Origin of the sequence: Vibrio sp. OPT20, assembly GCF_963889365.1 — a bacterium.
In the GTDB taxonomy this organism is placed as follows: Bacteria; Pseudomonadota; Gammaproteobacteria; order Enterobacterales; family Vibrionaceae; genus Vibrio; species Vibrio splendidus.
On sequence record NZ_CAWPOA010000099.1, the window covers coordinates 26033 to 44620 of the forward strand.

The following is an 18588-nucleotide window of genomic DNA, read 5'->3' on the forward strand; positions in this document are numbered from 1 at the left end:
CATGAAAAGATACCTATTAGACATCAAAGCCGATGATAAGCCAGTACTACTAGAGCGTGTTCTTCGTGTTATCCGTCACCGTGGCTTCATCGTTAAGCAAGTCGCGGGCACTCAAAACCACGAAAGCAAGGTGGCGAGTGTAGAGATCATTGTCGACAGTGACCGTCCGATCTCTTTTTTGGTGAATCAAATCGAAAAGCTGTGGGATGTACGTTCCGTTGACGTTATCTCTATCAGTCGTAATGAGTTGCCAAACAACAACTTACAGCAAAAAATAAACGCATAAGGAACCGCAAACATGACAGCTAAAACAGCAGACTATATTTGGTTTAACGGTGAAATGGTTCCTTGGGCAGAGGCGAACGTTCACGTCCTGACTCACGCAATGCACTACGGTACTTCTGTGTTTGAAGGCGTTCGTTGTTACAACACGCCAAAAGGGCCGGTAATCTTCCGTCACCCAGAGCATGCAAGACGCCTAAAAGACTCAGCGAAAATCTACCGCTTCCCTATTCCTTTTACTGAGGAAGAAATTATGGAAGCGACTCGCGAAACGCTACGCCAAAATAAGCTACAGTCTGCGTACATACGCCCACTGGGCTTTGTAGGTAATGTTGGTTTGGGTGTGTGTCCGCCAGAAAATACTGAGATGGATCTGATCATCGCTGCGTTCCCTTGGGGTTCTTACCTAGGTGAAGAAGCGCTAGAGAATGGTGTAGATGCGATGATTTCAAGCTGGAATCGTGCCGCTCCAAATACTATCCCTACCGCTGCGAAAGCCGGTGGTAACTACCTATCTTCATTACTGGTTGGTGGTGAAGCTCGTCGTCATGGTTACGATGAAGGTATCGCACTGAGCGTCGATGGTTACCTTTCAGAAGGTGCTGGCGAGAACATCTTTGTGATTCGTAATGGTGTGTTATCAACGCCACCAGCAACCAGCGCGATTCTACCGGGCATCACCCGTGATTCAATCATGACACTAGCAAAAGACATGGGTTACGAAATCCGTGAAGAGAACATTGCTCGTGAAGCGCTATACCTTGCCGATGAAGTATTCATGACAGGCACAGCTGCAGAGATCGTTCCGGTTCGCAGTGTAGACAAAATTACAGTAGGTGAAGGCAAACGCGGTCCTATCACTGAAAAAGTTCAAGCAGCTTACTTTGGTTTATTCAATGGAACCACTGAAGATAAATGGGGCTGGTTAGACTACGTTTATCCAGCAGACCATGCGTCAGAAAGCCAAACACAAACAAATAAGTAAGCAACAGCCAAATATTTTATAAGGATTTAAACAATGCCAATCTATCGTTCAGCAACGACAACCCACGGACGCAACATGGCTGGTGCGCGCGCTTTATGGCGTGCAACTGGCGTTAAAGATGATGACTTCGGTAAGCCGATCATCGCGGTTGTAAACTCTTTCACTCAATTTGTTCCAGGCCACGTTCACCTTAAAGATATGGGTCAGCTGGTTGCGGGTGAAATCGAGAAAGCGGGTGGTATCGCAAAAGAATTCAACACCATCGCGGTCGATGATGGTATCGCAATGGGTCACGGCGGCATGCTGTACTCACTGCCATCACGTGAGCTTATCGCAGACTCAGTAGAATACATGGTCAATGCACACTGTGCGGATGCAATGGTGTGTATCTCTAACTGTGACAAAATCACTCCGGGAATGATGATGGCAGCAATGCGCCTCAACATCCCAGTGATCTTCGTATCTGGCGGTCCAATGGAAGCAGGTAAAACCAAGCTTTCAGATCAAATCATCAAGCTCGACCTTGTTGATGCGATGATTCAAGGCGCCGATCCAACGATTTCAGACGAGCAAAGTGAGCAAGTAGAACGTTCTGCATGTCCAACCTGTGGTTCATGTTCAGGTATGTTCACAGCAAACTCAATGAACTGTCTAACAGAAGCACTTGGTCTATCTCAGCCGGGTAACGGTTCTATGCTGGCGACGCACGCAGACCGTGAAGAGCTATTCATCAACGCCGGTAAACGCATCGTTGATCTAACTAAGCGTTACTACGAGCAAGATGACGAGTCAGCACTGCCTCGCAACATCGCAAATCGCGCTGCCTTTGATAATGCTATGGCGCTTGATATCGCAATGGGTGGCTCAAGTAACACAGTACTTCACCTTTTAGCAGCCGCTCAAGAAGGTGACATTGATTTTGATATGGATGATATCGATGAGATGTCTCGTCGCGTTCCGCACCTTTGTAAGGTTGCTCCTTCAACACCGAAATACCACATGGAAGACGTTCACCGTGCTGGTGGTGTAATGGCGATTCTAGGTGAGCTTGATCGTGCTGGCCTACTGAATAATCAAACTCGCACCGTACTTGGCCTAAGCATGCAAGAGCAGCTCGCTCAATACGACATCATGCAAACAGAAGACGAAGCCGTGCTTAAGTTCTTCCGTGCAGGTCCTGCAGGCATCCGTACCACCAAAGCTTTCTCACAAGATTGCCGTTGGGATCGTCTAGATGACGACCGCAAAGAAGGTTGTATTCGTACCAAAGAAAACGCATTCAGCCAAGAAGGTGGCCTAGCGGTACTTTCAGGTAACATCGCCGTTGATGGTTGTATCGTTAAGACCGCGGGTGTTGATGAAGAAAACCTTAAATTCCAAGGTCCTGCAATCGTATTCGAAAGCCAAGATACGGCAGTAGAAGGCATCTTAGCGGGTAAAGTAAAAGCAGGCGAAGTGGTTGTCATTCGTTACGAAGGTCCTAAAGGCGGCCCGGGTATGCAAGAAATGCTCTACCCAACGACTTACCTAAAATCTATGGGTCTAGGCAAGTCTTGTGCTCTTCTAACCGATGGTCGTTTCTCTGGTGGTACATCAGGTCTTTCTATCGGTCACGCTTCTCCAGAAGCAGCAAGCGGCGGCGTAATTGGTCTAGTGAACACTGGCGATATCATCACTATCGATATCCCTAACCGCTCAATCACGCTTGATGTGGCTGAAGATGAACTAGCAGCACGTCGTGAAAAACAAGATGCATTAGGCTGGAAACCAGAAAACCGTCAACGTGAAGTGTCTTTCGCACTGAAAGCTTACGCAAGCATGGCGACCAGTGCCGACAAAGGCGCTGTGCGTGATAAGTCTAAGCTTGAGGGCTAACTATGAGTGATGACACCTCCAGTCCAAAAAAACAAAGTGGCGCAGATTATCTGCGCCAGATCCTGAGAGCTCCGGTTTACGAAGCGGCAATCGTGACACCTCTGCAAGATATGCCACGCTTAAGCGCTCGTATCGGTAATCAGGTTCAGCTAAAACGAGAAGACCGTCAGCCGGTACACTCGTTTAAGCTGCGCGGTGCTTACAACATGGTTTCAAGCCTTTCTGAACAACAGAAAGCAGCCGGTGTTATCGCAGCATCCGCAGGGAATCACGCACAAGGTATGGCGTTATCTGGCTCTAAGTTAGGTATTCAAACCACAATCGTGATGCCGAAAACGACACCGGATATCAAGGTTGATGCAGTACGCGGATTTGGCGGTAAAGTCGTTTTACACGGCAGTAATTTCGATGAAGCGAAAGCGGAAGCGGAACGTCTGTCGGCTGAACATGGCTTCACCTTTGTTCCTCCTTTCGATCACCCACTCGTGATTGCTGGGCAAGGCACTATGGGCATGGAGATGCTGCAGCAAAACGGCCACATGGATTATATCTTTGTGCCGGTTGGTGGTGGTGGCTTAGCCGCTGGTGTTGCAGTGCTTATCAAACAACTGATGCCAGAGATTAAAGTGATTGCGGTAGAGCCTGAAGACTCGGCTTGCTTGAAAGCAGCACTGGATGCGGGTGAACCAGTGGTACTGGATCAGGTCAGCATGTTTGCTGATGGTGTTGCGGTTAAACGCATAGGTGAAGAAACCTTCCGTCTTTGCCAACAGTACATTGATGGTCATATTACCGTCTCTAGCGATGAAATCTGCTCTGCAGTAAAGGACATCTTTGAAGACACCCGTGCGATTGCTGAGCCTTCAGGAGCGCTTGCTCTGGCAGGCCTTAAGAAGTTTGCAGAACAAAACCAACTGCAAAATAAGCAACTAGCAACGGTACTTTCTGGTGCGAACACCAACTTCCACGGTCTACGTTATGTCTCTGAGCGTTGTGAATTGGGTGAGAAACGAGAAGGTCTACTTGCGGTGACGATTCCAGAGCGACAAGGTGCGTTCCTAGAGTTCTGTAACATTATTGGTGGTCGAGCGGTGACTGAGTTTAACTACCGCCACAACGACGAAAGCCTGGCGAATATCTTCGTTGGTGTACGTCTACAAGGTGGACAAGAAGAACTCGAACACATCATCAATGACTTACGTGAGGGTGACTACGCGGTTGTCGACTTGTCTGATGACGAGATGGCAAAGCTGCACATTCGTTACATGATTGGCGGTAAACCATCGAAGCCATTGAAAGAACGTCTTTACAGCTTTGAGTTTCCTGAATACCCAGGTGCATTGATTAAATTCCTTGATACCTTAGGGACTCACTGGAATATCAGCCTGTTCAACTATCGTAACCATGGTGCCGATTACGGTCGAGTACTGTGTGGCTTCGAACTCGGTGATGATGATTTGGCTCAGTTCTCTACACACTTAGAAGAACTTGGCTACCAGTGCAAAGATGAAACAGACAACCCTTCCTACAAGTTCTTCTTGTCTTAAGAGTTGAGCTATCGAACCAAAAAGAGCGAGTGTTAACTCGCTCTTTTTATTTGAGCGTTTCCGATAAACCTCACACGATCCTATTTTAAATAGATCATTACAGTGCTTTACGATGATCCAACCAATCTTGGTGAAGCTGTTCACTTGATCCTAGATATTTGACCATCCATTCGATCAATTTATGGTTATCGTCTTTTCTCCACACCAAACAACAGTGACTCTGCGGGCTCGGTTCTGGTAGTATTTTTTCCACCAGCAAACCTTGTTCGATAATAGGCGCGGCAATATGCCTTGGCATGTAGCCCACCCCAACACCATTCTTGAGGCACTCTATCGCACTGTACCAATTCGGTAATAGAAGACGTCTCTGACTCGCATAGTGGCCAGTATGGCGCTTAGGCAGCACGCTAGAGGTATCATCCAAACAGATCGCGGGATACTGGCTAACAAAGGCTTCATTAAGGTTTTGCTCTCGCACACACGGGTGACTGGGTGACATCACAAATGCCCAATCTAACCGCCCCATATCCTTAACTTCAAAGTCACCGCCAACCGGAATCGCCGAAGTGGCTCCAATGACGACATCGGCCCTCCCCTGTGCAATAGCTTCCCAAGAACCATTAAACACTTCCATGTTGATCTGCAGCTCAGCGAACTCAAAGGTTTGATAAAACTCTTCAATCATCGGCTTCATCTTGTCGAGCTTAACCACGTTATCAAGGGTTAGACGTAAGGTTTTCTTCCAACCACGCGCAGCTCGGCGAGTTTGCGCACTGAGTTCTTCCATCTGTCTCAGCAGTTGACGAGCCTCTTCAATAAACAGCTCCCCAGCAGGCGTCAGCTCTACTTTTCTTGGTAAGCGTCTGAAAAGTAGAACATCAAGCTCTTGCTCTACCTGCCTAACCCCATAGCTGATCGCCGATGGTACTTTGTGCAATTGCTCTGCAGCCGCAGTGAAGCTGCCCAAGCGAGCAACGGTATCAAGCATTTCTAACGAGGATTTAGAGAACATAAGCCTTCAAATTTTTTGATTGATAACTACATATTTTAGCGTTTTATTTTATCAGCTCTGAAAAATAGAATGTCAGCATAAATAAACAGGGGTTCTTTCTCCTGAGTATCTAACAATTTTTTTGATGATAAAAACATCACTACCTTTAGCTTAATGGCATCTTATGAATATTTCTAAATTTCAATTGGTCTACCTTGCAGTTCTTTCTATGCTTGGCTTTATTGCGACCGATATGTACCTTCCTGCATTTAAGGCAATGGAAGTCGATTTTGCAACCGGTCCAGAGCAGATTGCTCTGTCTCTAACCGTATTCCTTGGTGGTATGGCAATGGGTCAGCTTCTTTGGGGTCTGGCGAGTGACAAGTATGGTCACCGTAATACGCTAGCGGTTGGTCTTGTTATCTTTACTGCAGCTTCATTCGGCTTAGCATTCAGTACCGAAGTATGGCACCTACTAACGCTGCGCTTCATTCAAGCGATCGGTGTGTGTGCGCCTGCGGTAATCTGGCAAGCAATGGTTATCAAGCGGTACTCTCAAAGCAGCAGCCAGCAAATTTTTGCGACTATCATGCCTCTAGTAGCGCTATCTCCAGCATTAGCACCGCAACTGGGTGTGTTACTAGCGGACAGCTTTGGTTGGCACAGTATCTTTATCACACTGACGCTAATGGGCGCATTGTTGATCGCAACGACCATGGCTCAACCAAAAGAAGCGCCAGAAGTAAAACAAACGTCGATCAAAACCGATATAAAAGCACTGCTTCATTCAAAGCCTTACATGGGTAATGTGTTGATGTTTGCTTCAGCGTCAGCAGCGTTCTTCGCTTACCTAACCGGTATGCCAGAGATCATGGCTCAGCTGGGTTATGAAGCAAAAGACATCGGTTTGAGCTTTATTCCACAGACAATTGCATTCATGGCGGGTGGTTACTTCGGTAAGCAGGCAGTGAAGAAGTATGGCGATGGTGTCGTACTAAGAAATCTTATTGGTTTGTTTAGTGTTGCCGCATTACTGATTTTCATTGCATCACAATGGGAACTGACTTCAATCTGGCCTCTACTCGCACCTTTCTGTCTAATTGCCGTAGCGAATGGCGCACTTTACCCAATCGTAGTAAACCGTGCCCTATCAAGCGCGAAACAGAGCCCTGCGACAGCGGCTGGCTTACAAAACAGCCTGCAAATCAGTATTAGTGGCCTAGCAAGTGCATTGGTTGCAGCAATGGCAAGCCAAGCACTAAGCGCAACAGGAATAGCGGTAGTGATTTGTTTAGGTGCATTGTGGGTTGGCTATATTGTTTCGAACAAAGAGCTTTCTGAACACTTCGCAACACCGGATAACTCTCGAGTGGTTGCTGACGATAAGCAAGACTAGTTTCTCGTTTAACGAAAACAAAAAAAGAGCGAGTAATCTCGCTCTTTTTTTATATCTAAAGTTATTTAGAAAGCAGCCAGTAGCATTGCTACTGGCTTGTATCAGAATATCTTTTGGACGTTAGTACTTACTTCTTAGTTGGACGTTTCCAATCAGCAATCTTACGTTCTTTAGCACGACTGATAACTAACTCATTCTCAGCAACATCACGAGTTACTGTAGAGCCAGCACCAACGGTAGCGCCATTACCAATCGTAACGGGAGCAATTAATTGACTATCTGAGCCAACGAATACGTCATCGCCGATGATGGTCTTAAACTTGTTTGCGCCATCATAGTTACAAGTGATAGCACCTGCACCCACGTTTACGCGCTGACCAATTTCAGCATCGCCTAAGTACGTTAGGTGATTCGCTTTAGAGCCCTCACCAAGGCGAGTGTTCTTCACTTCAACGAAGTTACCAACGTGCGAGTTATTACGCATGTCAGCACCAGGACGTAGACGAGTGAAAGGACCAACCGTACAGTCTTCACCGACCGTTGCACCTTCAATTACACTGTATGGACGCACGATGGTGTTGTCATCGATCTCACAGTCTTTCAATACACAACCGGTACCGATAACCACGTTGTCGCCAATGCTTACGCTGCCTTCGATGATAACGTTAGTATCAATCTCAACATCCATACCGCACTGCAATTCACCGCGTAGATCAAAGCGGCTTGGGTCACGTAGCATAACGCCTTGCTTCAATAGTTTGTCGGCTTGCTCAGCTTGATAAGCGCGTTCTAAACGAGCCAGTTGAGAGCGGTCGTTCACGCCTTCAACTTCAATAGGGCTTACTGGGTGTACAGCTTCTACAGCACGACCTTCATCGTGAGCCGCTGCAATAACGTCAGTCAGGTAGTATTCACCTTGTGCGTTATCGTTGCTTAAGCCAGACAACCAACGCTTCAGATCGCCACCAGTCGCAACCATAACGCCAGTGTTGATCTCTTTGATAAGCTTCTGCTCATCCGTTGCATCTTTCTGCTCAACGATAGCCACAACAGGGCCATTACGACGAATAATACGACCGTAGCCCATTGGGTTGTCTAACACGACCGTAAGTAGCGCGATGCCACCGTTTGGTTGAGCGTCTAATAGGTTTTCAATGGTTTGAGGTGAAATCAATGGAACATCACCGTATAGCACTAGTACTTTTTCATCATCAGCGAAATGTGCAGATGCCTGATCCACAGCGTGGCCAGTACCCAACTGCTCAGCTTGCAGTGCCCAGTTTACCGATTCTTCAGCTAAAGTAGTCTTCATCTGATCACCACCGTGACCGTAAACCAAGTTGATGTTTTGCGCACCTAGACCATTACAGGTATCGATAACATGCTTCACCATTGGCTTACCTGCAAGCGTGTGCAGAACCTTTGGTGTGTTTGAATACATGCGAGTGCCTTTGCCCGCTGCGAGAATTACCGCGCTAAACTTCATTGTAAACCTATCCAACACTATTTTTATTAAGCCGATATTGTAACCGTTTTTAGCTAACAAATTAAATTGTAATAGCTATTTAACCAGTACTGATACGTAAAAGGGTCATCATTAGTCCTCAATGTGTAAACACATTTCAGGGCGGGATAACCTAAAAATGCAAAAAGGCGACCCTTAGGTCGCCTTTATCTCAGAGTCAGTAATCTTATAAAAGATTAACGACGCTGTTTTGTCAGTTCGATAACTCGTAACTGAGCAATGGCTTTAGCCAGTTCACCGGCCGCTTGTGCGAAGTCTATGTCGCCATGCTGATTTTGGATATTCTCCACAGCCTTGCGTTTAGCTTCTTCCGCCTTTGCTGCGTCTAGTTCTTCACCACGGATAGCCGTATCAGCCAGTACAGTCGCTGTACCAGGTTGAACTTCTACCATACCACCAGAAACATAAATAATTTCTTCGTGGCCGTGCTGCTTAACAATACGCACCATACCAGGCTTGATAGCGGTCAGCAGTGGAGTGTGACCATGGAAAATACCAAGCTCACCCTCACTACCGGTCACCTGAAACGTCTCAACAAGGCCTGAGAAAATTTGTTTCTCTGCACTTACAACGTCTAGGTGAAAGGTTATTGCTGCCATATCGCCTCCTAGTTAGCCTTATAGCTTCTTAGCATTCTCAATAGCTTCGTCAATTGCACCACAGTACATGAACGCTTGCTCTGGAATGTCATCGTATTCACCAGATAGAAGACCTTGGAAGCCACGTAGAGTCTCTTTAAGAGGTACGTAAACGCCTGGGTCACCTGTAAATACTTCCGCTACGTGGTAAGGCTGAGTTAGGAACTTCTCAATCTTACGAGCACGAGATACAACTTGCTTATCTTCTTCAGATAGCTCGTCCATACCTAGGATAGCAATGATATCTTTCAGCTCTTTATAGCGCTGAAGAGTAGACTGAACGCCACGAGCGATGTCGTAGTGCTCTTGTCCAACTACCAATGGATCCAGTTGACGTGAAGTAGAATCTAGCGGGTCGATCGCTGGGTATAGACCCATAGATGCGATATTACGGTTAAGTACTACCGTTGCATCTAAGTGAGCGAACGTTGTTGCTGGAGACGGGTCAGTCAAGTCATCCGCAGGTACATATACCGCCTGTACAGACGTGATAGAACCAGCTTTAGTTGACGTGATACGCTCTTGCAGAACACCCATTTCTTCAGCTAGTGTAGGTTGGTAACCTACCGCAGAAGGCATACGACCTAGAAGTGCTGATACTTCAGTACCTGCTAGTGTGTAACGGTAGATGTTATCAACAAACAGTAGAACGTCACGACCTTCGTCACGGAAGCGCTCAGCCATTGTTAGACCAGTCAGTGCAACACGTAGACGGTTACCTGGTGGCTCGTTCATCTGACCGTAAACCATCGCTACTTTTGATTCTTCAGGGTTTTCGATGTTTACAACACCTGCTTCCTGCATCTCAAAGTAGAAATCGTTACCTTCACGAGTACGCTCACCTACACCTGCAAATACAGATAGGCCTGAGTGTTGAAGTGCGATGTTGTTGATAAGTTCCATCATGTTAACGGTCTTACCTACACCAGCACCACCGAATAGACCGATTTTACCACCCTTAGCGAATGGACAAATCAAGTCGATTACTTTAACACCAGTTTCTAGAAGAGAAGTCTCATTAGACTGCTCTTCGTAGCTTGGAGCTTCACGGTGAATTGCGTAATGCTCTTCAGCACCGATTTCACCACACTCATCAATTGCGTCACCTAGGACGTTCATGATACGACCAAGTGTCTTAGTACCTACTGGTACCGAGATTGGAGCGCCAGTATTTTCAACTGTCAAACCACGACGTAAACCATCAGAGCTACCCATTACGATTGCGCGTACTACGCCACCGCCAAGTTGTTGCTGAACTTCAAGAACTAGACGCTCTTTCACTTCATTAACATTCAGAGCATCGTATACACGAGGTACTTCGCCCTGTGGGAACTCTACGTCGACTACCGCACCAATGATCTGTACGATCTTACCTGTAGCCATCGTTAATCCTCTAACTATTTAGTTTTACCTAAGCTTAAACCGCAGCTGCGCCTGAAACGATCTCAGAAAGTTCTTGTGTAATCGCCGATTGACGGGCTTTGTTATACACAAGTTCTAAGTCATCAATAATGTCACCAGCGTTATCTGTTGCTGATTTCATTGCAATCATTCGAGCTGCTTGCTCACAAGCAAGATTCTCGACCACACCTTGATACACTTGAGATTCGACATAGCGAACTAATAGTGCATCTAGTAGTGGTTTTGGCTCGGGCTCATAAATGTAGTCCCAAGAATGACTGCGTTTCATTTCTTCGCTGTCTGATTTAGGCAAAGGAAGTAATTGATCGATCGTTGGTTCTTGAACCATAGTGTTTTCAAATCTGTTAAACACTACGAACAGGCGATCCAATTCACCTTCATCATATTTCTTCAGCATAACGCTTACAGAGCCAATCAAGTCTTCAAGGCTTGGGCGATCACCCAGACCAGAAACTTGAGCTGCTACTTTCGCGCCGCTGTTATTGAAAAATGCTGTTGCTTTAGAACCTACAATTGCAAGCTCTACATCAGCACCTTTCTCAGACCAATCTTTCATGTCGTTCATAGCTTTTTTGAACAAGTTAATGTTCAAACCACCACAAAGACCACGGTCTGTAGAAACGATGATGTAACCAACACGTTTGGCTTCACGTTCCTCAAGATAAGGATGCTTATACTCGAGGCTACCATTAGCCAAATGACCGATCACTTTACGCATTGTTTCTGCATATGGACGAGTAGCTTCCATTGCGTCTTGAGAACGACGCATTTTCGAAGCTGCTACCATTTCCATTGCTTTCGTAATCTTCTGTGTGCTTTTAACACTACCGATTTTATTACGTATCTCTTTTGCGCCGGCCATCGTTACTCTCCGTTAATGGTATGAGGTGGCCCTAAGACCACCTACCAATTACCAGGTCTGGGTTGCCTTGAAATCGTCAACAAGCTTCTTCAGCTCAGCTTCGATTTCTTTGTTGAAAGCACCCGTTGCGTCGATCTGTGTTGCTAGATCAGCGTATTGACCGCGAGCAAACGACAGTAAAGCAGCTTCAAAATCTAGAACTTTAGACAGCTCTACGTCTTGAAGGTATCCACGCTCTGCAGCGAAGATTACTAGAGCTTGGTCAAATACAGACATAGGAGCGTATTGCTTCTGCTTCATCAGTTCTGTAACTTTTTGACCGTGGTCTAGTTGCTTTTTGGTCGCTTCATCAAGATCCGATGAGAACTGTGCAAATGCTGCTAGTTCACGGTATTGAGCTAGAGCAGTACGGATACCGCCAGATAGCTTCTTGATGATTTTAGTCTGCGCCGAACCACCTACACGAGAAACTGAGATACCAGGGTCAACAGCTGGACGTACGCCCGCGTTGAATAGTTCAGTTTGTAGGAAGATCTGACCATCAGTAATCGAGATTACGTTCGTTGGTACGAATGCAGATACGTCACCAGCTTGCGTTTCGATGATAGGAAGAGCAGTTAAAGAACCAGTCTTGCCTGTCACTTCACCGTTAGTGAACTTTTCTACGTATGCTTCGCTTACACGAGCAGCACGCTCTAGTAGACGAGAGTGAAGGTAGAAAACATCACCAGGGAACGCTTCACGGCCAGGTGGACGCTTAAGTAGTAGTGAAATTTGACGGTAAGCTACCGCTTGCTTAGATAGATCATCATAAACAATCAGTGCATCTTCGCCGCGATCACGGAAGTATTCACCCATCGCACAACCAGCATACGGTGCAAGGTATTGCAGCGCAGCAGATTCAGAAGCAGATGCAACAACAACAACAGTGTTAGCCAGTGCGCCGTGCTCTTCTAGTTTGCGAACTACGTTAGCAATAGTCGACGCTTTTTGGCCGATAGCTACGTAGATAGAGAAAATACCAGAGTCTTTCTGGTTGATAATCGCATCGATCGCCATTGCTGTTTTACCAGTCTGACGGTCACCGATTACTAGTTCACGTTGACCACGACCGATAGGGATCATTGAGTCAACTGACTTGTAACCAGTTTGAACAGGTTGATCTACCGATTTACGGTCGATTACACCTGGTGCGATAATTTCTACAGGCGAAGTTAGTTTCGCTTCGATAGGACCTTTACCATCAATTGGCTCACCTAGCGTGTTTACAACACGACCAAGCATTTCAGGACCTACTGGTACTTCAAGAATACGACCAGTACCTGTAACTTTCATGCCTTCCTGTAGGTCAGCATACGGGCCCATTACAACAGCACCAACCGAATCACGGTTCAAGTTTAGTGCTAGCGCGTAACGGCCACCCGGTAGTTCGATCATTTCACCTTGCATCACGTCCGCTAGGCCGTGGATGCTAAGGATGCCATCGCTTACAGAAACGATAGTACCTTCATTGCGAGCTTCACTAACAACGTCGAAAGATTCAATACGTTGTTTAATTAGATCGCTAATTTCAGTGGAATTAAGTTGCATGCTCCAATCCCCATTAAGACTGCAATGCATCGCTCAGGCGGTCTAAACGACTGCGCGCTGAGTTATCGATGACTAGGTCTCCGGCTCGAATAATAACTCCACTAAGTAGAGTCTCATCTATACTGCAATTCAGCTGAACTTTGCGCGCTAGGCGCAGTTCCAATTTGCTGATGATGCTTGTGCGCTGTTCTTCAGAAAGTTCAACCGCTGAAGTAACGTCAACGTCGATTTCTTTCTCGTGCTCTTGTTTAAGCAATAAGAACTGTTTACAAACATCAGGAAAGGCCATTAAACGACCATTCTCTGCCATCACTTTAATTAAGTTTTGGCCGAATTCATCAAATTGTTCGCCACAAATTACAATGAATATTTCAGCTAACTTTTCAGCAGTCATTGAACTGCTTAATAAATTATGAACATCATCATTTTGTGCCACTTCGGCAGCAAAAGTAAGCATTTGACCCCATTGGTCTAGCTCACCTTTATCTACCGCAAAGTCAAACGCTGCTTTAGCATAGGGGCGTGCGATTGTAGTCAAATCAGACATATACAGCCCCTTGCTTTAAAGTTTTGCAGTAATGTTGTTAAGAAGATCATTGTGTACATCTTTATCGATTGTACGCTCAAGGATTTTCTCAGCACCAGCTATAGCCAGAGTTGCGACTTGTTTGCGCAGGTCATCACGGGCACGTGTGCGTTCAGCTTCAATTTCAGCTTCAGCTTGCGTTAAGATCTTCTGGCGTTCTGCCTGAGCCTCTTCGCGAGCTTCATCAATAATTTGAGCTTTACGTTTGTTTGCCTGATCAATAACCTCAGTTGCAGTGCGCTTCGCTTCCTTCATTTGCTCAGAAGCGTTGGCTTGTGCCAGGTTCAAGTCTTTAGCAGCGCGTTCAGCGGCTACAAGACCGTCAGCAATTTTCTTCTGACGTTCTTCAATTGCTTGCATGATTGGTGGCCATACATATTTCATGCAGAACCAAACAAACAGCGAAAAAGCAATTGCTTGACCTAACAGAGTTGCGTTCATATTCACAACAGCTACTCCTCGTTAAGAATCAACTACAAAAATTTAATTAACTATTAAGAGTTAATTAGCCTGCTAGCTGACTTACAAATGGGTTAGCAAACGTGAATAGTAGTGCGATTACGATACCGATCATTGGAACAGCATCCAGTAGACCAGCGATGATGAACATCTTAACTTGTAGCATTGGAGCCATTTCAGGTTGACGCGCAGCGCCTTCTAGGAATTTACCACCAAGAATAGCAAAACCAATTGCAGTACCTACGGCACAAAGACCAACAATGATAGCAACAGCGATTGCTGAAAAACTTAGTACAGTTTCCATTTACGTTCTCCGATTAACATTAATAGTTAGAATAAAGCTTAAAAATTTTTTTAGTGATCACTATCTTCATGGGCCATTGATAGGTAAACGATTGTCAACATCATGAAAACAAACGCTTGAATCAAAATAACCAAGATATGGAAGATAGCCCAAGGTAGTGCACCTACCCATTGTAAGTACCACGGTAGCATTGCCGCGATAAGAATAAACACCACCTCACCCGCAAACATATTACCAAATAAACGCATACCTAGAGATAGTGGCTTCGCTAATAACGAAATTACCTCAAGCACCAAGTTAAATGGAATCATGATTGGGTGATTAAATGGATGCAGTGCCAATTCTTTAGCAAATCCGCCTAAGCCTTTTACTTTAATGCTGTAGTAGATCATCAGAGCAAAAACACCTAAAGCCATTGCCATTGTTATATTTACATCAGCTGTAGGAACCACTTTCAAGTAAGGGATACCTAGCCAATGCTCTGCAGGATACGGTAAGAAATCGATAGGCACTAAGTCCATCAAGTTCATTATGATAATCCAGCAGAATATAGTCAGTGCTAATGGAGCTACCAGAGGATTGCGGCCATGGAAAGTTTCTTTAACGTTGTCGCCAACGAATTCCACTACCATTTCAACAAAACACTGAAGCTTACCAGGTACACCTACTGTTGCTTTCTTAGCGACTGAGCGAAAAACCCAAAGGAATAACACCCCTGTCAGCACAGAAAAAAACAGACTGTCTATATGTACGTTCCAGAAACTTGTTTCCTCTACAAGACCAAACTTAGCTAAAGAAAGGTTTTGTAAATGGTGTTCAATGTATCCGGATGCTGTTGGCGCAGCCATAACTCATCCTATTTTTTATTGTTAATGAAAAGCACTGGCGCAAAGATATTAATACCTAGAACCAGTAAATAGGTCAGTTTGAGGGGAATTAATTCCACCTGCATATACATGTAGACAATAGAGAATAGTAAAACTGTGATTAAGATTTTGAGCACTTCGCCAGCATAGAACGACGCCGCAACTAACTTAGTTGCACGAGCTCCACAAAATAGGAAAGCACACACACAAAAAACTACATTCGCGATGACAAAAATACCGCCACCGATTAATGCAGCAAAACCCCAATCAGGATTAACAGCTAAACCTAACCCTATCGCCACTAATATAACCGCGCTAAGCTCGATCAATAACATTTGCTTTGCAAGCACTCGTCCTGGTCTTGCTAACGCCGCTACCATGTATTCGTTCCTCTTTAAGCCCACTTTACCACTCGCTTATAAGCGTGCTGAGAAATTGGCGAAAATTATACGTTCAGCCAAATTGATTGCAATCACAATGCAGCAATCTTTTACATTTTTGCATACAAACCGACAACTTTTGTACGAAATTACTTGTTTATTACATAATTGACCTAAATCAATTATCTCATTTAGTACTCTAGTTTAGCAATAAGTTGCTCTAATTTGTGAGGCTCATCAAGAGTAATCGTCACTTTTGACTTACCGCTAACAGAACGAGTAACTGAAACGTTTGCTTGCAATTTTTCCGTGAGTCTTCGTGAAAGTTCGATAGCTTCTGTGTCTTCAGGCTTCGATTCTGGTTCAACGTCTGGTTTTAAGCATTTTTTGACAAGCTGCTCAGTTTGACGCACGGTCATTTTTTTGGTTGCCGCAGTGTTTGCTGCTTCAATCTGGGTATCACCTTCAAGCGCAAGCAATGCTCGAGCATGACCCATTTCCAGTTGTTTATTGGAAACTAAACCTTTTACTTCATTTTCTAGCTGATTTAGACGTAATAAGTTACTAACCGTTGCTCTCGATTTACCGATCACTTCAGCGACTTGTTGATGTGTCAGCTCGAATTCGTTCTGTAAGCGTTCTAGCGCTTGTGCTTCTTCGATAACATTCAAGTCTTCACGCTGAATGTTCTCAATCAATGCCATCGCAATCGCAGCTTTGTCTTCAACCTTCTTGACCAAGCACGGCACCTGTTTTAAGCCAGCTTGACGCGCAGCTCTCCAACGGCGCTCACCAGCGATAATCTCATATTGACCATACGCTAAAGGACGCACGACGATAGGTTGAATAATACCTTGAGATTGAATAGATGCGGCCAGCTCTTCTAGCGCTTCTGGCGCCATATCCTTACGCGGTTGATATACACCTGGCTTCAAGCTACCAATAGCAATCTCTGTGAACTCGCCTTCTGCAGACAAAGCCTGACTATGAGAAGCAACTTGTTGTTTTTCACGAGCCAATGAGCTAGTTGCAAGCAATGCATCTAACCCTTTTCCTAAACCACGCTTAGACATTGAGCGAATTCCTTTGGTTAGACCTATACTGGGACTTCTTCACGACGCAACATTTCGCCTGCAAGAGCAAGATATGCCTTAGCACCTGCGGAATACTTGTCGTAGTACATTGCTGGCTTGCCATGACTCGGCGCTTCTGCCAAACGTACATTTCGAGGGATCACAGTTCGATAAACTTTGCTACCGAAGTGTTTTTTGAGTTGATCAGAGACTTCATTCGATAAGCGGTTACGAGGATCATACATTGTACGAAGAAGACCTTCGATCTTCAGATTCTCGTTTACTACCGCAGCGAGCTTACTGATGGTATCCATCAACGCAGTCAAACCTTCCAAAGCAAAATATTCACATTGCATTGGAACCAATACGGAATCGGCCGCAGCCATCGCGTTGATTGTAAGAAGGTTTAATGAAGGTGGGCAATCAATAAAGATGAAATCATAGTTGTCGCGAATGGATTCGAGTGCGTTTTTTAAACGAACTTCACGAGCAAATACTTCCATTAACTTGATTTCTGCCGCAGTCACATCACCGTTTGCGGCGATGAGGTCATAGTTGCCAGATGTACTTCTGCAAACTACCTCATCAAATGGGGTGTCTTCAACCAGCAAATCGTAAGCAGTTGCTTCAACTTGATACTTGTCGACACCGCTAGCCATAGTGGCATTACCTTGAGGATCGAGGTCAACAACCAATATCTTGCGTTTTGTTGCCGCCATTGATGCTGCCAAATTAATGCAAGTTGTTGTTTTTCCTACGCCGCCCTTCTGGTTGGCAATTGCTACGATTTTACCCACTATGGCCTCGCTGATTATCCCTGACGCGATAAAGTAACTAGATGACGCTCTCCATCAAGCTCTGGCACTTGCAAAGCTTTAATGTCTGTCACTGAACACCATTCAGGTAACAGGTCGATTTCGTCTCTAGGATGTTGTCCCTTAAGAGCCAAAAATACACCGGATTGCTCTTTAGGTAAATGGTGACACCACTCTACCATGTCTGTCATTGACGCAAATGCGCGACTGAGCACGGCATCAAACTTTTCTTCTGGTTGAAATTCTTCAACACGACTTTGAACCGGTACCACGTTGTCGATGCCTAATTCATGAATCACTTGTTTAATAAAACGAATACGCTTACCTAGGCTATCGAGCAAGTAAAACTCGCAGTCAGGGTTCATGATTGAGAGCGGAATCCCAGGAAGACCAGGGCCTGTACCTACATCAATAAAGCGCTTGCCTTGTAAGTGAGTGCTAACAATGATGCTATCTAAGATATGTTTCACCATCATTTCTTGCGGGTCACGAACTGACGTTAGGTTGTAAGCCTTGTTCCACTTGTTCAGTAACTCAACGTAGCCAACCAATTGGCCACGTTGCTTTTCAGATACTTCAAGTTCAGTCTGGCCAATCAGGTGATCCAGTTTTTCGCGTAATGCGCTCATTATGCTTCCTCACCTTTTTTCAGCAGGCCGTGTTTTTTCAAATAAACCAACAGAATTGAGATTGCTGCAGGCGTAATACCTGAAATTCGAGAAGCAATACCAATTGAGTCAGGCTTAGCAGTCGTTAGTTTAAGAACCACTTCGTTAGAAAGTCCTTTCACCTTGCTGTAATCGATATCAGCAGGCAATTTGGTGTTTTCATGACGCAGTGATTTTTCAATTTCGTCTTGTTGACGCTGGATATAACCATCGTACTTCACTTGGATCTCAACTTGCTCGGATGCTTGTTGATCTTCCAATGCCGGACCAAAACGATCCAATGCCGTTAGTTGTGAATAAGTCATTTCAGGGCGACGAAGAAGA

The 18588-nt window shown here is 45.3% G+C and carries 19 protein-coding genes and 1 pseudogene; 5 read left to right on the forward strand and 15 right to left on the reverse strand.

The features are described 5' to 3' along the window. Position 1: 1 nt before the first annotated feature. Genes ilvM through ilvA form a run of 4 tightly spaced genes read left to right on the forward strand, consistent with a single transcriptional unit; the run spans position 2 to position 4689 of the window. Positions 2-286: an acetolactate synthase 2 small subunit gene (gene ilvM / locus AACR09_RS19740; RefSeq protein WP_017077311.1), complete on the forward strand. Its 285-nt coding sequence runs from the start codon at positions 2-4 to the stop codon at positions 284-286. 12 nt (positions 287-298) lie between these two features. Then, positions 299-1267 carry a branched-chain amino acid transaminase gene (locus AACR09_RS19745; RefSeq protein WP_004735750.1) on the forward strand — a complete coding sequence of 323 codons (969 nt, stop codon included), beginning with the start codon at positions 299-301 and terminating at the stop codon, positions 1265-1267. A 33-nt stretch (positions 1268-1300) separates the two neighbouring features. Beyond that, positions 1301-3142: a dihydroxy-acid dehydratase gene (gene ilvD / locus AACR09_RS19750; RefSeq protein WP_017077309.1), complete on the forward strand. Its 1842-nt coding sequence runs from the start codon at positions 1301-1303 to the stop codon at positions 3140-3142. A gap of 2 nt (positions 3143-3144) precedes the next feature. Beyond that, the gene (gene ilvA / locus AACR09_RS19755; protein WP_017087280.1) at positions 3145-4689 is read left to right on the forward strand and encodes a threonine ammonia-lyase, biosynthetic; all 1545 of its coding nucleotides are present in this window, start codon (positions 3145-3147) and stop codon (positions 4687-4689) included. A 97-nt stretch (positions 4690-4786) separates the two neighbouring features. Here ilvA and punR read toward each other — a convergent pair whose 3' ends face one another. Then, positions 4787-5701 (reverse strand): DNA-binding transcriptional activator PunR, encoded by a 915-nt coding sequence (gene punR, locus AACR09_RS19760; RefSeq protein ID WP_004735746.1) that lies wholly within the window; start codon positions 5699-5701, stop codon positions 4787-4789. 163 nt (positions 5702-5864) lie between these two features. On the opposite strand from punR, the gene punC reads away from it, so the two are divergent. Next, on the forward strand, positions 5865-7076 hold the full coding sequence (gene punC, locus AACR09_RS19765) for a purine nucleoside transporter PunC (protein WP_017090728.1): 1212 nt from the start codon (positions 5865-5867) through the stop codon (positions 7074-7076). A 127-nt stretch (positions 7077-7203) separates the two neighbouring features. Here the strand turns inward: punC and glmU are convergent, their stop codons facing one another. The 14 genes and pseudogenes from glmU to gidA all read right to left on the reverse strand — a co-directional run. Continuing rightward, entirely contained in the window at positions 7204-8562 is a 1359-nt protein-coding gene (glmU, locus tag AACR09_RS19770; RefSeq protein ID WP_061025211.1) for a bifunctional UDP-N-acetylglucosamine diphosphorylase/glucosamine-1-phosphate N-acetyltransferase GlmU, read from the reverse strand. A gap of 215 nt (positions 8563-8777) precedes the next feature. Beyond that, a complete protein-coding gene (locus AACR09_RS19775; RefSeq protein WP_004735742.1) occupies positions 8778-9200 on the reverse strand; it encodes a F0F1 ATP synthase subunit epsilon in 423 nt (140 codons plus the stop codon). A gap of 18 nt (positions 9201-9218) precedes the next feature. Continuing rightward, complete coding sequence (gene atpD / locus AACR09_RS19780) at positions 9219-10622, reverse strand: F0F1 ATP synthase subunit beta (RefSeq protein ID WP_004735741.1); 1404 nt, start codon at positions 10620-10622, stop codon at positions 9219-9221. A gap of 34 nt (positions 10623-10656) precedes the next feature. Further along, on the reverse strand, positions 10657-11523 hold the full coding sequence (gene atpG, locus AACR09_RS19785; RefSeq protein ID WP_004735739.1) for a F0F1 ATP synthase subunit gamma: 867 nt from the start codon (positions 11521-11523) through the stop codon (positions 10657-10659). A gap of 48 nt (positions 11524-11571) precedes the next feature. Further along, positions 11572-13113: a F0F1 ATP synthase subunit alpha gene (gene atpA / locus AACR09_RS19790; RefSeq protein WP_004735737.1), complete on the reverse strand. Its 1542-nt coding sequence runs from the start codon at positions 13111-13113 to the stop codon at positions 11572-11574. 13 nt (positions 13114-13126) lie between these two features. After that, complete coding sequence (gene atpH, locus AACR09_RS19795; protein WP_004735736.1) at positions 13127-13660, reverse strand: F0F1 ATP synthase subunit delta; 534 nt, start codon at positions 13658-13660, stop codon at positions 13127-13129. A 15-nt stretch (positions 13661-13675) separates the two neighbouring features. Continuing rightward, the gene (gene atpF / locus AACR09_RS19800; protein ID WP_017077303.1) at positions 13676-14146 is read right to left on the reverse strand and encodes a F0F1 ATP synthase subunit B; all 471 of its coding nucleotides are present in this window, start codon (positions 14144-14146) and stop codon (positions 13676-13678) included. A 58-nt stretch (positions 14147-14204) separates the two neighbouring features. Continuing rightward, positions 14205-14462 carry a F0F1 ATP synthase subunit C gene (gene atpE, locus AACR09_RS19805; protein WP_004735734.1) on the reverse strand — a complete coding sequence of 86 codons (258 nt, stop codon included), beginning with the start codon at positions 14460-14462 and terminating at the stop codon, positions 14205-14207. 50 nt (positions 14463-14512) lie between these two features. After that, positions 14513-15310, reverse strand: a complete 798-nt coding sequence (gene atpB / locus AACR09_RS19810; protein WP_004735733.1) for a F0F1 ATP synthase subunit A — start codon at positions 15308-15310, stop codon at positions 14513-14515. 8 nt (positions 15311-15318) lie between these two features. Further along, positions 15319-15708 carry a F0F1 ATP synthase subunit I gene (locus AACR09_RS19815; protein WP_004735732.1) on the reverse strand — a complete coding sequence of 130 codons (390 nt, stop codon included), beginning with the start codon at positions 15706-15708 and terminating at the stop codon, positions 15319-15321. A 191-nt stretch (positions 15709-15899) separates the two neighbouring features. Continuing rightward, a complete protein-coding gene (locus AACR09_RS19820; protein ID WP_017081731.1) occupies positions 15900-16781 on the reverse strand; it encodes a ParB/RepB/Spo0J family partition protein in 882 nt (293 codons plus the stop codon). A gap of 23 nt (positions 16782-16804) precedes the next feature. Beyond that, positions 16805-17578 (reverse strand): ParA family protein, encoded by a 774-nt coding sequence (locus tag AACR09_RS19825; RefSeq protein WP_017077301.1) that lies wholly within the window; start codon positions 17576-17578, stop codon positions 16805-16807. Between the two features lie 14 nt (positions 17579-17592). Continuing rightward, entirely contained in the window at positions 17593-18225 is a 633-nt protein-coding gene (gene rsmG / locus AACR09_RS19830; RefSeq protein WP_017058801.1) for a 16S rRNA (guanine(527)-N(7))-methyltransferase RsmG, read from the reverse strand. Then, a pseudogene (gidA, locus tag AACR09_RS19835) lies at positions 18225-18588 on the reverse strand (tRNA uridine-5-carboxymethylaminomethyl(34) synthesis enzyme MnmG); the annotation flags it as partial. The gene rsmG and the pseudogene gidA, both read right to left, overlap by 1 nt.